This window comes from Lachnospiraceae bacterium oral taxon 500, assembly GCA_002999035.1.
Classification (GTDB): Bacteria; Bacillota; Clostridia; order Lachnospirales; family Vallitaleaceae; genus W11650.
This window is the reverse complement of sequence record CP027241.1, coordinates 604,476-618,926: the sequence shown is the minus strand read 5'-3', so window position 1 is coordinate 618,926 and position 14,451 is coordinate 604,476. Positions and strand designations below refer to the sequence as shown.

Genomic DNA, 14,451 nt, shown 5'->3' with positions numbered 1-14,451 from the left:
GGCTGTTGCAAAATACAGATTCTACACAAGAGATGGCGATGGATCGCAAAGATTTTTCCTGAATCTTGTGTAAAAATCTGAAAATGCAACAACTCCTTTTTATTGCAATAAAATCGCGGTTTTATTTTCCTAAAGTGGTCAGCAGCATGGTCAAGTCGCCGTCTACGGTGTAAGCGGAGTGATCGGCGCTGACAAAGAAGCTGTCGCCCTTGCGCAGGGGATGCGTACTTTGGCCATCGGTTAAAGTTCCGACACCGTCTAAAATCAGCAGGGAATGAAAACTGGCCCGGCCTTGATAGCTTTGCGGGTCATAGTGGAGGGCACTGCGAACAATAATCTTGTCAACCGTAAAATAAGGGCATTGACAAAGATGACCGCCAAAGTCAAAATGCTCCTGCGCCGGGGTTAAATCGGATACGGCAATCGCCGGTTCGATATGAAGCTCCCGCAGTTTACCGCTTGCATCCTTGCGGTTAAAATCATAGACCCGATAAGTAACATTCGAATTTTGCTGAATCTCGGCAATTAAAATACCCGCACCGATAGCGTGAATGGTACCGGCCGGAATAAAGAAAAAATCCCCTTTTTTGACCGGTACGCGGCGCAGCACATCCAATAAAGTGTTTTCCGCTATTACCCGGCGAAATTCCTCCCGGCTGAGCGGACGATTTACTCCGTAATAGAGAAAAGCACCGGGGGCTGCGTCCAGTACATACCAACATTCGGTTTTGCCGAATTGGCCTTCATGCGCCAGCGCGTAATCGTTGTCGGGGTGAACCTGAATGGACAAATCTTGGGCCGCATCAATAAACTTAATTAACATCGGCAGTTCGCCCGGCTGGCCCAGTGCCTGCGGTTCGGCGGCTAAGTATTCGGTCAGCGTTTTGCCGTCATAGGCAGTGCCGGAATCGGTGATAACGGACGGGCCGTCCGGATGAACCGACAGTTCCCAGGTTTCAGCCACAATGCCGGTTCGGTTTTTGAAAAATTCCTCATTTAAGCGGGTACCGCCCCATAAATAATCCTTATGAGCCGGATAAAGTTTAAAAATCATAGTGTACCTGCTTTCTTGCGTGCTTGCTTATTCGATATTTGCAGCATAAAAAGTTTGTCCTGCGGCTGCCGGTGCAGAAAAAATTGCATTTTCCGCGCCGGCAGGCAATTCTGCGGGAAAAGTGCCGTTTATTTTACCATTTGCATTAAAGCAGCCTCCAGCTTTTGACCGGCGGCTTCGGCCGCATCCCAGCTCGTAGCCTGAACGCCGTAATAAAGTTTCATTTTCGGTTCCGTACCGGAGGGACGGACGCAGACCCAGGCATCGCCGCTTAAAACATAGTATAAAACATCGGATTTAACTAAGCCGGTCGGTCGGGTTTGACCGGTTTGACAGTCGGTAATCTGGCCGCTTTCATAATCGCGGATTTCCAGTACCTTGCGACCGTCAATTTCCTGCGGCGGGTTTTGACGGAAACGAGCCAGCAGTTCCGCCATCTTATTGCGGCCTTCGGCGCCCGGAAAACTAAGCGGCAGCGTTGCTTCCCGGTAATAGCCATAGCGGCTGTAAAGCGCTTCTAAGGCTTGTTTTAAGTTTAGACCTTTCGTTTTGTAATAGGCAGCCATTTCGCAGACCAGCATCGCCGAAACAACGGCGTCCTTGTCGCGGGCATGGGTGCCGATTAGATAGCCGTAGCTTTCTTCAAAGCCAAACAGGTATTCATAGCTGTGATCCTGTTCAAACTCTTTGATTTTCTCGCCGATGTATTTAAAACCGGTCAGCACTTCAAAGACCTTTAAATGCTCGCGCTCGGCCATTTTTTTAGCGATTTTGGTGGAAACAAAGCTGTAAATCAAAGCGCCGCTTGCCGGTAAAGTTCCTTGTTCTTTCTTTTTGGTTAAAATATAGTCGAAAAGCAGCGGGGCAATCATATTGCCGGTAAAGCGGAAATAGCTGCCATCCTCTGTTTTTGCCATAATGCCCAACCGGTCGGAATCGGGGTCGGTCGCCAGCAGTAAATCGGCATTTTTTTCCTGTCCCAGCCGTTTCGCATATTCAAAGGCTTTTTCTTCTTCCGGATTGGGATAGGAAATAGTCGGAAACTCGCCGTTGGGCTCAATTTGTTCGGCAACAGGATAAACCTTTTGGTAGCCGAGTTCTTTTAAAACCCGCAGTACCGGCCGGCCGCCGGTGCCGTGCAGCGGGGTGTAAACGATGACCAGCTTGTCTTTTTCAGCCGCAATCACGGCCGGATCAAGCGTTTGTGTTTTAATGGCATTAATGTAATCGGTATCTTCCTGCTCGCCAAAAACATGATACAGTTCGCCGGGGGCCGGCTGATACTTAATCATAGAAAAATCGGTAATTTTATTGACTTCATCAATGATTTCCTTATCGCGGGGATAAGTCACCTGAGCACCGTCCTCGCCGTATACTTTGTAGCCATTATAATTGGAAGGATTGTGCGAGGCAGTAATGACGATACCGGCGGCGCAGCCCTGGTTGCGGACGGCGAAGGACAGCTCCGGCGTAGTGCGGACACCGTTAAAGATATAGGACGCGATGCCGTTGGCATTTAAAACCAGCGCCGCTTCCCGGCAAAACTCCGGACTCATCCGGCGGGAATCATGAGCAATGGCAACGCCTTTCTTTTTACCGGCTTCGCCGGCGGTTTTTAAGATGTAATTCGCCAGTCCCTGCGTTGCTTTGCGGACGGTGTAAATATTCATCCGGTTGGTGCCGGCGCCTAAAATACCGCGCAGCCCCCCGGTGCCAAACTCCAAATCAGTGTAAAAACGGTCTTCTATTTCCGGCTCGTTCCCTTTGATGGCCAGCAATTCCTGCCGGGTTGCTTCGTCAAAGTAGTCGTTATTCAGCCATTCGGTATACAGTGTTTGATAACTCATAGTCTCCTCCTGTTTTTGCGAGTGTGCGGGTTTTAATTCATTATATCATAACTTGAGCGTGAGTGCGAGAAAATCCTGCGGATTTTTCCTTGCCCAAATATTCGTCAGCGCGTGTTTTTGGCGGCAATCGGCTCAAGGATTTTTAAACAAGGCAAAGGCGGCGGTATCTGTTCAAAATGCGACAAGTATAATAGATACTTGTTCTTATGCTGCCGAACATGTTATACTAAAAACATGAAAAAATGTATTGCCGGCTAATTTTATAATAGGACAGAAGAATACGGCAATCAAAATGGCGTCTTATTTGGAAAGGCCGGTTCAGGGGACGAAAAAGAACAGGAGCGAAAATCGCGGCATCAGATGCCGGATGCTTTTGCTGCAACAGAAGTTTAACTTAGCAAGGAGGATGAATATGGTTGTACTTAATGAACAAATCAGCATTGCTGCCCCTTTTGAAAAACTTTGTCGCTGGGCGGATAATTTTGAAGAAGAGTTTGTGAAATGGAGTCCGCTGCATCTGCATTGCAATTTATTAGACGGCGGCATTAAGACAGGAGATAAAGTCCGATTTCATGAGGTGGTTATGGGGCTTGATTATGATGTAACCGGGCGCATTAAAGAAAGCAAACGAGATGATCGGTATTTTCGATTTGTGTTCGAGAATGATAATAAAACGGCCGTTATAACCTTTGAGGGAAAACGGACAGACGGCGGCTGCAGCTTTTCCCATACGGAAGCATTTGGCGTGCAGACACCGGTGATCGGGCCGATTATGAACTTCCTGATTTTTAAAGTATTTTTCAAGAAGAAAGCGAACTGGGATTTGATTCGGCAGGATATGATTTTGGATAATTTCCTGCTCAAAGATATTCTGGAAAGCGGGAGGTACTCGGAGCGTATACCGGAGGAGCAAATACTGAAAACGTCACCGAGCGAATTAATGGAGAAATTGGGGTATAAAGTATAAGAAAGAACCCGCCGCTGGCGGCTTCTTTACGCCTCAGTTCGAGCCCCTTCCTCACGCAATAAAGCATAAAAAAAGACCCTAACGGGTCTTGTTTTTATGCTTCCTGCGGATGAAGGGACTCCCGCCGCCCGCCGGGAAGGAATAGGGTGGTCAGGGAAAAGAGAGAGTGAGGAATAGAGAGGGCAGGAGAAAGAGAGGGCTATCAGGCCGCTCGGCTCGAATCCGCCGCTGGCGGGTTCTTTACGCCTCAGTTCGAGCCCCTTCCTCACGCAATAAAGCATAAAAAAAGACCCTCTCGGGTCTTGTTTTTATGCTTCCTGCGGATGAAGGGACTCCCACCGCCCGCCGGGAAGGAATAGGGTGGTCAGGGAAAAGAGAGAGCAAGGAATAGAGAGGGCAGGAGAAAGAGCGGGCTATCAGGCCGCTCGGCTCGAACCCGCCGCTGGCGGCTTCTTTACGCCTCAGTTCGAGCCCCTTCCTCACGCAATAAAGCATAAAAAAAGACCCTAACAGGTCTTGTTTTTATGCTTCCTGCGGATGAAGGGACTCGAACCCCCACGCCGTGAGGCGTCAGATCCTAAGTCTGATGCGTCTACCAATTCCGCCACATCCGCCAAATGAGCTATCCGGGACTCGAACCCGGGACACCTTGATTAAAAGTCAAGTGCTCTACCGTCTGAGCTAATAACCCATATAAAATTGTTACTCCGAAGAGTAGGGTGAGAGATGGGACTCGAACCCACGGCCTCTAGGGCCACAACCTAGCGCTCTAACCAACTGAGCTACACCCACCGCATAATTCTGCCCTGACAAAGGTACAGAGCAACGTGCCTGAAGGGATTCGAACCCCCGACACGTGGCTTAGAAGGCCACTGCTCTATCCTACTGAGCTACAGGCACAAATCCGACTGAAAGCCGCCGCTTAAAACCGGACAAAGCGTGTGATGGGAATCGAACCCACATATCTAGCTTGGAAGGCTAGTGTTCTACCACTGAACTACACACGCACGTATCGAGGTGACAGGATTTGAACCTGCGACCCCCTGATCCCAAATCAGGTACTCTAGCCAAGCTGAGCCACACCTCGGGAGCAAAAGCTTGTGTGCGCAATGATTTTCAAACGCAAAAATGATTATACTAAAGAAGCTAGTAAATGTCAACACTTATTTTCAAAAAAAGGAAAAAGTGAGATTAAAAGTTGCTTAAAAATAGAAGAAACTCTGTTAAAACATTTCAAAATCATGTATAATAAGGAAAAAACTGGAGGCGGGGGAACCCGATAGACCAAGAAAGTGGAGGCAAGCATGAAAAGAATATTAGCGCTGTTACTGGGAATTATGATTCTGCTGACCGGTATTTCGGTACAGGCAGCGGAGAGCACCTTGGAGGAAAAAGCGTCAAGGCTGAATAAATTAGGTATTTTAAAGGGCGACGGCAAATCCTACAATTTAACCGGCACTTTGACCCGGCAGGAGGCGGCGACTTTTATCGTCCGGCTGTTGGGGGCAGAGAAAGAAGTGATGACCAATTCTGCCAGTTATCCGATCAGTACGTTTACCGATATCAATTCCAAAACCGATTGGGCGGCGCCATACATCGGCTACTGCATTCAAAAGGGAATTATCAACGGCTATGCCGATCGTACTTTCCGGCCGAAGGCTAAGTTAGAGATGCAGGCTTTTGCCAAATTGCTGCTGGTCGCGCTGGGCTATCAGTATGATAAGGATTTTACCTGGCAGAACACCTTAAAGAAAGCCGAGGATTTAAAAATCGTAACGGCCGGCGAGGTTAGTCTGGCGGCTGCCAATCCCTTTACCCGAGGCGATGTGATTAAGCTCCTTGATAGGGTTTTGGGTATGAAAAATGTGCAGACCGAAAAAGAAATGTTTTATAATTTGCTGAAAAACGAGGGTGTCACCGAAGCGACGCTGGCAGAAGTCGGTCTGCTGCGCCGGACGGGAACTAACCGGGTGGAAGAAGTCAAGGAAATGTCCCCCGGCCGGTACAGCGTCCGTTTCAGCAATCCGCCTAAGGTCTTTTCCGCCGAAAATATGATTCTGGTCGAGGAAGGCGGCCGCAATTTAAAGGTTAAGTCCATCCGGGCGACGGATTTGTTAAATTCGTTTGTGGTCGATACCGATCAGCCGGCCGAGAATGTTAAGTATCAGATTTTGATTAAAGATGTGATTGACCGGGATAATACTTATTTTCAGGAATATAAAAAGGAATTTGTTTCACTGCGCCGGCAGGGGATTGAAACTGACCTTTTCCGCATCAGCCGGATTGATGTGTTGGATCGGCGGACGATTGAGGTGGAGTTTACACATCCGATCGGCGACATTATGACCAACCAAAGTTTTTATCAGATTAAGCGGGACAAAGATGTTGTGGCCGACAGCGCGGCTTTAAAAGTGAATCTTTCCGGAGAAACCAAGGTACGGATTCAGATGCAAAATTACAGCTTCGTGGAAAACGCAGCCTATGCATTAATTGTATCGGGCAGCGCCCAGTCTAAGTTAGGTGTCAGAATTAATTCGGGCAAGGAAGATATGCTGTTGTTTTTAGGCAAACAAACGGAGGAAGCCAAGTTTGACATTACTGCGATTGAGCTGCTGGACAAAAATACTATTCGCCTGACAACCAATAAGCCGGTCAGCGCCGCTACCGCAGAGCAGGTCTTTTCCTATTATCTGACAGACAACAATGCTTCGCCGATTGCGATTGATAAAGCCACTGTTCTGGCGGGGAGCGAGAGCAGTGAACAAAGTATTTTGCTGAAAACATCACGGACTCTCATTGAGAATAAAACTTATAACCTGAAAATCAATCAACTCTATACCGAGGGCCGGACGGAGTCCATTATTGAAAAGGACTATCGCTTTACGGCGGGCGTAACCGGAACCAGCAGCTATGATTTAAGTGAGGCCAGACAGATTGATCCCTATACGATTCAGTTCAATTTTGATACGGCCATGGATCAGCGGACGGCGGCGGAGCCGAAAAATTATTATCTCCGCCGGGAGCTGAGCGGTAAAATGATTGTTCCGGCTGCGATTTATCATGATTATGAGAATGCCCGGATGCTGATGTATTTGGCTGAGCCGCTGAAGGAAAACAATTCAGCCACTTATTATCTCTACGCCAAGACGGATATTAAGGGCGCTAATGGTGAGTGGCGCAAGGATGCCGCTAAGATCGCCTTTGAAGTAACGGATATGGAAGAAGAGAAGGTGCGGTTTGAAAAGGTGATTTATATCGGCGATAATGCCGTTCAGATTTACTTTAATGAACCGGTGGCCAAAGCCGTGCCGAATCTGGATGTTGATAATTACCGGATCTATGACAAGGAAACCAAACAGGAGCTGTATATTTTGGGAGTCCGCTACATTGACGGACGCCGAATCGTGCTGAATGCTCAAAATTACAACCCAAATAGGACTTATGAATTAAAAGTAAAAGAAGTTCTGGAGTTTAACGGCATTAATGTGGTCAAAGACTTGCCGGCAACGGAAATTGAAAAAGGTCTTTTAGTACAATAATGAAGCATAAAAAAGGGAGCGGCAAAGGCTTCCTTTTTTTAATATAAAAATGAAAAAACTATTGCTTTTGTGAAGAATCTATGCTATTATGAAGAATGATAAAAACCAAAGAACTATGAAATAAGAAAAAAGACCTATATACTAAAGAAAGGACAGCTTATGAAAAAGAAGTGTTTTATAAAAAAAGCTCATATGGTGTTGGCGATGATAATGGCTTTGCTGTTCATAAGCTCACCTCTGATTTCGGCGACTCAGGCCGAAAAGGAAAATGTGCTGCTGATTGTGGGCGAAACGGTTGAAGAAGCAACGGTGTCGGGAGTGGAATTGGAGCTTTACCGGCAAAACGCCGACGGCAGCAGCGGCGAAAAGATCGGCAGCTTTGTCAGCGAATCGGAAAAGGGCGGCGTCGGGCATATTCGTTTAAGCTTGGAGCAGGGGGCTTATGTTTATCGGGTTGTATCAGAAAATTATGCTTTGCCGGAAGAGGCAGAATTGGCTGAGTTTACGGTAGAAGCGGGTGATAATACGATTCTGGTGTGGGTTACGCCGCAGGGCGATGTTGAAATCAGTGATGAGAAAATTGCTCAGGGCGCACCGGCGCAGCCGGAGAAAGAACCATCAGGCGAAAAAGGTGAAATCAGCGGGAAAGCCAAGGGGGAATTTAATTTAAGTAAATTAATTTTCGGGGCTTACGGCGGTATCGGAATTACTGTGGCGGTGCTGATTGCGGTTATTCTGGGTGTGGTCGGACTGGATTATCGGATGCGGCATCATCGCTGAACCGTGCGAACAAACTTATGTTTTTAAAAAGAAACAAATTTTTGTAAAGTTAATATTAAGAAAAATAAAGAAAAGAAAAAAACTTTGCGGAGACTGAATATTTAGTAATCGCAAAGTTTTTGAATTTAAAGGCTTTGGCGGGGGTAGAAGCCCGGCTTGAATAATTTTATGCAAAATGACGAAAAACGGCTTTCATTTACGAAAATAAAAGATAAACTTTACATTTGGGCCAACATATGATATCATAATATCGATGTGTTACAAATTGATTACTTAATTTTTTCTGCGCCGGCAGCCGCCGATAAAAGCAGTTTTCCTCTGCGGATATGTTTCGGCAGGCAGGGCTGAGCGGGTTGGATTTTGTCAGATCCGGCATCGGATAAGGAAAGTTTTGTCAGGAAAAATTAAGCCGGTCAGTTGACCGGATACCTCAATGTCATGCCGTATTCAGAGAAAAAGAGAGGGTTAAGAATACAATTATTTGAAAGCAATAGGGCATGACGGCAGCAGATCCATAAAACGGTTTTATGGACGGATCAAAGGAGGTCTGTATGTACGGAGTACCGAAATACCGAGAGCCTTTTTGGTGGAAACACAAAAGAGAGGTCTGTGCGGCGGTAGCGGCAGTGGTTGCCATTACAACGATAACCAGGTTCTCGCCGGAATCCCCGGCTCACAATTCACAAATAACCGCAGGGAACCATGCAGTTGTCAAACAGGTGGAAAAAGCCTACAAAGTAGAATTTAACGGAAGAGAAGCAGGAATTGTTGAAAGCGAAGAAATCGCCGAGGAATTGGCGGAAAAGGCGTATTTGGCTTTAAAAAAGAAATTGGGCTATGATCCGGAGCTGGATACGAAGATTACCTTAACGGAAGTAAAGAATGCGGAAATTTCAGGGGATAATTATGAACTGATAGCCAAACTGGAAATTGCGTTTGCTTCTATGATTGAGGGCGAAAAGCAGAAGGCTTATGTGGTTAAAATCGGCAATGCCTTTACCGTGGCGCTGGCAGATGAAGAGTCGGCCAAAGAGGTGCTGCGCCGGGCGCAGGAAAAGTTTTTGGACACCGATATGGTGGTTGATGTTGATTTGACTGCCGATCAGCATAACAGTTTGGTGACTACGCCCAAGCTGCTGGTTTTTGATCCGGAGGAAAAAGAAAGAAGTTTAGTGACTTCCGGTGATCCGACGGCAGCGGATGCGAAGCGTCGGCCGGTGGAAACCTTAAACGGTATCGTAACGGCAATTAAGAATAAGTTGTCGGGACAGCCGGCTGCAGCTGAAAAGCCGCAGAAAGCGGGCGATGCCATTGACTTAAGCGAAGCGCAGCTTGCTCAGGGGGCTCCGGCGAATAACGAAAAACTGCTGGAAGTCAGCTTGCCCAAAGACGTGCTGATTGCCGAAAGCTATGTGGCTCCCAATAAAATCGTTGATGTGGAGACGGCAACCAATCTGGTCACTCAAAACCGGATTGAGCAAAAAGTATATTATGTGGAAAAGGGTGATTCACCCAGTGTGATTGCTGACAAACATGACATGGGGCTGAGTAAGCTCTATCAGCTCAACCCTCAGCTGCAAAACGGTGAGGCGGTGATTCATGTCGGCGATGAGATTGTGATTACGGCACCGGAGCCGCTGCTCAAGGTCATTGCTAAATATGAAACGACTTATAATGAGCCGATTTTAAAGACGGTGGTGGAAGAAAAGGATCCGAGCATGTATGTCGGTTCGTCTAAGATCAAGGAAGAAGGTCAGGACGGCCTGCAAAATGTTAAGGCACTTATTACCAAAGTAAACGGCCAGCAGATTGCTTCGCAGGTACTGGAGACGGAAGTTTTGACCGAAATGCAGCCGAAGATTCGGCTGGTCGGCACTATGCCGCTGCCGCCGAAGGCGACAACCGGTAAGTTTATTTATCCGTTGAAACGGTTTATTTTCTCGTCCGGTTACGGTTATCGCTGGGGTTCTTTCCACGGTGGAATTGACCTAGCGGCGCCGCGCGGCACGGAAATCATGGCTTCGGACGGCGGAACCGTTATTCAGGCCGGCTGGAACAGCGGCGGATATGGCTATATGGTTAAGATTCAGCACAGTAACGGCACACAGACCTTATACGGGCATATGAGTAAGGTTTCCTGTACGGTTGGCCAGAAGGTGGCACAGGGTGAAAAAATCGGCGAGGTTGGTTCGACCGGTAACAGTACCGGCAATCATTGCCACTTTGAGATTTACATCAACGGTACCAGAGTGAATCCAACCAAATATTTGTAAAGCAGGCTCTGCCGAGGGACCTTAGCGGGTAGCCGGCAGCCGGGTGCATATGAGAGATAAAAAACGCCTGTCTATGTTATAGTGGCATAGGTAGGCGTTTGCTTTTCGACAGGAAAGTTAAGTTACATAAGAGCAAGGAGCTTAAAATGAGAAGTCAGGATATTCGCTTGTCGGCAAGACTGAAGAAATATTTGCTCTGGCCATGGGCCAGTCAGTTTTTGCTGTTGGTATTTACGTGGATTACATATCTGCTCAATAAAGAGATCGGCTTGGCCTTTTTGGTGCTGAGTCTGGTTCACGGAGCGGTTTTTACCTATGCGATTTTAAAAGCCAAAAAAACATTGCAGCAGGAAATCCTGCGCCTTTCTTTAAGCGCATCGGAACTGCAAAAGGAGCATTTGTATTATTTTGACATCCCTCATGCCGTACTGGATGCGGATGGGGTGATTGAGTGGTATGATGAAAAGTTTGGCGAATTGATTCCGGATCAAAATCTGAAAGGCAAAAATGTTCTCAAATATTTGACGGATTTGCATGTCGGCGATTTGCCGGTTGACCATGTGACTGTTAAACGGAAAGTTCGGTTTAAGGAGAATACTTACGAAGCAGTATTGCAGCGCCTGCTGCTGACGAGCGGCAACAGTTTGCTGGAAGGCTCGGAGCAAAACTTTTATTATGCCTTGTATCTTTATGATATTACTGAGATGTCGGCGCTGAGAGAGCAGGCACAGGCGCAGGAATGTGTGCTCGGCAGCATTTTTATTGATAACTATGAGGAAGTGATGCAAAGTACCGAGGAAGTCAAGCAGTCGCCGCTGATGGCGCTGGTTGATACTAATTTGCAGCGCTTTGCCAATGAGTTTAAAGGAGTTTTAAAGCGATACGAAAAGGATAAATATTTTCTGATTTTGCGCCGGGAACAGGTTGAGCTTTTGCAGGAAAAGAAGTTTTCGATACTGGATGAAATCAGAGAACTGCATTTGGGCAATGAATTGCCGGTGACGATCAGTATTGCTCTGGGGATTCATCCCGGCAGCTTTGCCGCCAGCATGGAATACGCCAAGGCGGGAATGGAACTGGCGCTCGGCCGGGGCGGTGATCAGGCGGTAATTAAAGAGGGCGATAAGACGCTTTTTTACGGCGGCAAGACGAAGGGCGTGGAAAATACTTCCCGGGTCAAGGCGCGGATGAAGGCTTACGCCTTGAAAGAGCTGTTTATGGAAGCGGATAATATCGTGATTATGGGGCATCACAATCCGGATATGGATTCGCTGGGAGCGGCAGTCGGTGTTTATGTCTGCGCCCGGGAAATGAAGAAGGAAGCCCATATTATTGTTAATAATGTATCGACTTCCATTAAAGGGCTATATGACCGGCTGCTGGAAAGCGAGATTTACCGGGAATATGTGCTGGTCAATAACAGCGAAGCCAAGTCGCTGATTCGGGAAAATACGGTGGTGGTGGTGGTGGACGTCAATCGGCCATCCTATACCGAGTACCCGGAGATTTTGACGATGGCTTCCCGGGTGGTGGTTTTTGACCATCACCGTACCAGTGTCGAGCAGGTGGAAAATCCGGTTTTGCGTTATGTTGAGCCGTTTGCTTCTTCGGCCTGTGAAATGGTAGCGGAGATTTTGCGTTATATTTCCGATAAACCGCGGCTGAACGCGGTTGAAGCCGATGCGATGCTGGCCGGAATTACGGTTGATACCAAAAACTTTACGGTTAAGGCCGGGGTTAAGACTTTTGAAGCGGCAGCCTTTTTGAAGCGAAACGGAGCCGATATCACCAGAGTGCGGGAACTTTTCCGCAATGATTTGGAAAGCTACAAGGCCAGAGCGGCTGCGATTAACGAGGTGGTCATTTACCGGGATGGTATGGCGATTTCGACTTGTCCGAGCAATACGCCCAATCCGGTTCTGGTAGCGGCACAGGCAGCCGATGAGCTCTTAAATGTAGCAACGATTCGGGCTTCCTTTGTGCTGACCCAGGTGGAAGAGACGATTTATGTCAGCGCCCGCTCGTTTGACACGGTTAATGTGCAGCTGATCGCCGAAAAACTGGGCGGCGGCGGACACTTAAACATGGCGGGAGCGCAGCTGACGGGCATGACTATGGAAGCGGCAATTGCCCTGATTAAAGAAAAAATTGATGAATATTTACAAGAAGGAGAAAACAACGATGAAAGTAGTTCTGCTCGATGATGTTAAAAAAGTAGGCAAAAAGGGAGAAATGGTTGAGGTCAGCGATGGCTATGCCGCTAACTTTTTGTTTAAGAAAAAATTAGCAGTCGCTGCCACCAGCGGCGCAATCAATGAGGCTAAACAGGCCAAACAGGCGGCTATTCATAAAAAAGAAACCGAGCTGGCTGCCGCTAAGGAATTGCAGGCCAGTTTAAAGGGCAAACAGGTTGTCTTAAAGATTAAGAGCGGCGAGGGCGGCCGCACCTTTGGGTCGGTGGCGGCTAAGGATATCGGACAGGCGATTGAGGAGCAGCTGAAGCTGAATCTGGACCGGAAAAAGATTGTGCTCAAGGAACCGATTAAGACGCTGGGTGTGCATACGGTTGAGATTAAACTGCATGCCGAAGTAGTCGGCGAGCTGACGGTCAAGGTGGAGGCGGAATAGAAAGCGTAAGGAGGAAGCCATGGCAGATGAAATCAAGCGAATTCCCCCTTACAGTCTGGAGGCGGAGCAGACGGTGATCGGTTCGATGCTGATGAGCCGGGAGGCTGTTTATACGGCGACCGAATATGTCAGCGAGGATGATTTTTATACGCCGGAGCAGCGTACCGCTTTTGCGGCGATTTATACTCTTTTTCGGGAGAACCGGTCGATTGACCTGATTACGGTGCAGGATCAGCTGAACAAAATGGGGAAATTGGAGGAAGTCGGCGGGATTGAGTATTTGACCAATATTTCTTTAAATGTGCCGACTTCTGCCCATGTCAAAGAATATGCCCGGATTGTACAGGAAAAATCGGTTTTACGCCGCTTAATCCGCTCGGCCAATGACATTGCCGCCGACAGTTTTGAGGGTAAGGAGAAATTAGAGGAGATCTTAAATAAGGCAGAGGAGAGGATTTTTAACATTATCCAAAACCGGCGGACATCCGATTTGGTGCTGATTAAAAGTCTGATCAGTCCGGCACTGGACAGCATTGCCAGAGCCTATGGCCAGCATGGTGCGGTGACCGGGCTCCCCAGCGGTTTTATTGATTTGGATCATATGACGGCCGGGTTTCAGCCCTCGGATTTGATTTTGGTGGCGGCCAGACCCTCTATGGGCAAGTCGTCGTTTGTGTTAAATATTACCCAGTATGCGGCGGTCAAAGAAAAAAAATCAGTGGCTTTTTTCAGCCTAGAAATGAGCAAGGAGCAGTTGACCAGCCGAATGATCAGCGCCGAAGCCATGATTGACGCACAGAAAATCCGCAACGGCAATTTGGAGAATACGGATTTTGAAAGGCTGTTAAACGGGGCCAGTGTTCTGGGGGAAGCCAGGATATTTATTGATGATACCCCCGGTATTTCGGTGGCCGACCTTAGAGCCAAGTGCCGGAAGCTGAAATTGACGCATGGTCTTGACTTAATTATCATTGATTATTTGCAGTTGATGACCGGCAGTGCGCGGTCGGAGTCCCGGCAGCAGGAAATTTCCGAAATTTCCCGTTCCTTAAAGGCGATTGCCCGGGAGATGCAGGCGCCGGTGATTGCATTGTCGCAGTTGAGCCGGGCGGTGGAAAGCCGGGCCGATCACCGGCCGATGCTGAGTGACCTGCGGGAGTCGGGAGCGATTGAGCAGGATGCGGATGTGGTGATGTTTCTGTTTCGGGAAGAGTATTATAATGCGACGCCGGAAAATAAGGGGCAGGCCGAGGTCATTATCGCCAAGCAGAGAAACGGTCCGACCGGCAGCGCCAAGCTTTTGTGGCTGGGTGAGTACACAAGATTTATGAATATGGAAAGACAATATTAAAAGCCGGTTTCC

General features: G+C 47.9%; 9 protein-coding genes and 6 tRNA genes. 7 read left to right on the top strand and 8 right to left on the bottom strand.

Annotated features, from left to right (window positions below):
* Positions 1 to 121: 121 nt before the first annotated feature.
* Together C3V36_02950 and C3V36_02945 are read right to left on the bottom strand one after the other, a co-directional pair.
* The gene (locus tag C3V36_02950; GenBank protein AVM68298.1) at positions 122 to 1,054 is read right to left on the bottom strand and encodes a mannose-6-phosphate isomerase; all 933 of its coding nucleotides are present in this window, start codon (positions 1,052 to 1,054) and stop codon (positions 122 to 124) included.
* Between the two features lie 128 nt (positions 1,055 to 1,182).
* A complete protein-coding gene (locus C3V36_02945) occupies positions 1,183 to 2,901 on the bottom strand; it encodes a phosphoglucomutase (protein ID AVM68297.1) in 1,719 nt (572 codons plus the stop codon).
* Between the two features lie 412 nt (positions 2,902 to 3,313).
* On the opposite strand from C3V36_02945, the gene C3V36_02940 reads away from it, so the two are divergent.
* A complete protein-coding gene (locus C3V36_02940) occupies positions 3,314 to 3,868 on the top strand; it encodes a hypothetical protein (protein ID AVM70417.1) in 555 nt (184 codons plus the stop codon).
* 532 nt (positions 3,869 to 4,400) lie between these two features.
* On the opposite strand, the gene C3V36_02935 is transcribed toward C3V36_02940, so the two are convergent.
* The 6 genes from C3V36_02935 to C3V36_02910 all read right to left on the bottom strand — a co-directional run bounded on the left by C3V36_02935 (position 4,401) and on the right by C3V36_02910 (position 4,955).
* Positions 4,401 to 4,482 (bottom strand) — tRNA-Leu (locus tag C3V36_02935).
* Positions 4,483 to 4,486: 4 nt separating this feature from the next.
* Positions 4,487 to 4,559 (bottom strand) — tRNA-Lys (locus C3V36_02930).
* A gap of 24 nt (positions 4,560 to 4,583) precedes the next feature.
* Positions 4,584 to 4,660 (bottom strand) — tRNA-His (locus C3V36_02925).
* A gap of 34 nt (positions 4,661 to 4,694) precedes the next feature.
* Positions 4,695 to 4,768: transfer RNA gene (locus C3V36_02920), tRNA-Arg, on the bottom strand.
* A 36-nt stretch (positions 4,769 to 4,804) separates the two neighbouring features.
* Positions 4,805 to 4,875: transfer RNA gene (locus C3V36_02915), tRNA-Gly, on the bottom strand.
* Positions 4,876 to 4,880: 5 nt separating this feature from the next.
* Positions 4,881 to 4,955, bottom strand: a tRNA-Pro gene (locus C3V36_02910).
* Positions 4,956 to 5,172: 217 nt separating this feature from the next.
* On the opposite strand from C3V36_02910, the gene C3V36_02905 reads away from it, so the two are divergent.
* The 6 genes from C3V36_02905 (at position 5,173) to C3V36_02880 (ending at position 14,439) form a co-directional block, all read left to right on the top strand.
* Positions 5,173 to 7,407, top strand: a complete 2,235-nt coding sequence (locus C3V36_02905) for a hypothetical protein (GenBank protein AVM68296.1) — start codon at positions 5,173 to 5,175, stop codon at positions 7,405 to 7,407.
* Positions 7,408 to 7,566: 159 nt separating this feature from the next.
* Positions 7,567 to 8,187: a hypothetical protein gene (locus C3V36_02900; protein AVM68295.1), complete on the top strand. Its 621-nt coding sequence runs from the start codon at positions 7,567 to 7,569 to the stop codon at positions 8,185 to 8,187.
* 527 nt (positions 8,188 to 8,714) lie between these two features.
* Entirely contained in the window at positions 8,715 to 10,460 is a 1,746-nt protein-coding gene (locus C3V36_02895; protein AVM68294.1) for a hypothetical protein, read from the top strand.
* A gap of 146 nt (positions 10,461 to 10,606) precedes the next feature.
* Entirely contained in the window at positions 10,607 to 12,664 is a 2,058-nt protein-coding gene (locus tag C3V36_02890; protein AVM68293.1) for a DHH family phosphoesterase, read from the top strand.
* Positions 12,642 to 13,088, top strand: coding sequence for a 50S ribosomal protein L9 (locus C3V36_02885; GenBank protein ID AVM68292.1), 447 nt, complete (start codon positions 12,642 to 12,644; stop codon positions 13,086 to 13,088). Before C3V36_02890 ends, C3V36_02885 begins: the two co-directional genes overlap by 23 nt.
* Before the next feature lie 19 nt (positions 13,089 to 13,107).
* Positions 13,108 to 14,439 (top strand): replicative DNA helicase, encoded by a 1,332-nt coding sequence (locus C3V36_02880; GenBank protein AVM68291.1) that lies wholly within the window; start codon positions 13,108 to 13,110, stop codon positions 14,437 to 14,439.
* Positions 14,440 to 14,451: the final 12 nt, after the last annotated feature.

Bases quoted from the DNA above. Each gene is read 5' to 3' on its own strand.
- C3V36_02905 (AVM68296.1), top strand. From the start codon at position 5,173: ATGAAAAGAATATTAGCGCTGTTACTGGGAATTATGATTCTGCTGACC.
- C3V36_02900 (AVM68295.1), top strand. From the start codon at position 7,567: ATGAAAAAGAAGTGTTTTATAAAAAAAGCTCATATGGTGTTGGCGATG.
- C3V36_02895 (AVM68294.1), top strand. From the start codon at position 8,715: ATGGACGGATCAAAGGAGGTCTGTATGTACGGAGTACCGAAATACCGA.
- C3V36_02890 (AVM68293.1), top strand. From the start codon at position 10,607: ATGAGAAGTCAGGATATTCGCTTGTCGGCAAGACTGAAGAAATATTTG.
- C3V36_02945 (AVM68297.1), bottom strand. From the start codon at position 2,901: ATGAGTTATCAAACACTGTATACCGAATGGCTGAATAACGACTACTTT.
- C3V36_02940 (AVM70417.1), top strand. From the start codon at position 3,314: ATGGTTGTACTTAATGAACAAATCAGCATTGCTGCCCCTTTTGAAAAA.
- C3V36_02880 (AVM68291.1), top strand. From the start codon at position 13,108: ATGGCAGATGAAATCAAGCGAATTCCCCCTTACAGTCTGGAGGCGGAG.
- C3V36_02950 (AVM68298.1), bottom strand. From the start codon at position 1,054: ATGATTTTTAAACTTTATCCGGCTCATAAGGATTATTTATGGGGCGGT.
- C3V36_02885 (AVM68292.1), top strand. From the start codon at position 12,642: ATGAAAGTAGTTCTGCTCGATGATGTTAAAAAAGTAGGCAAAAAGGGA.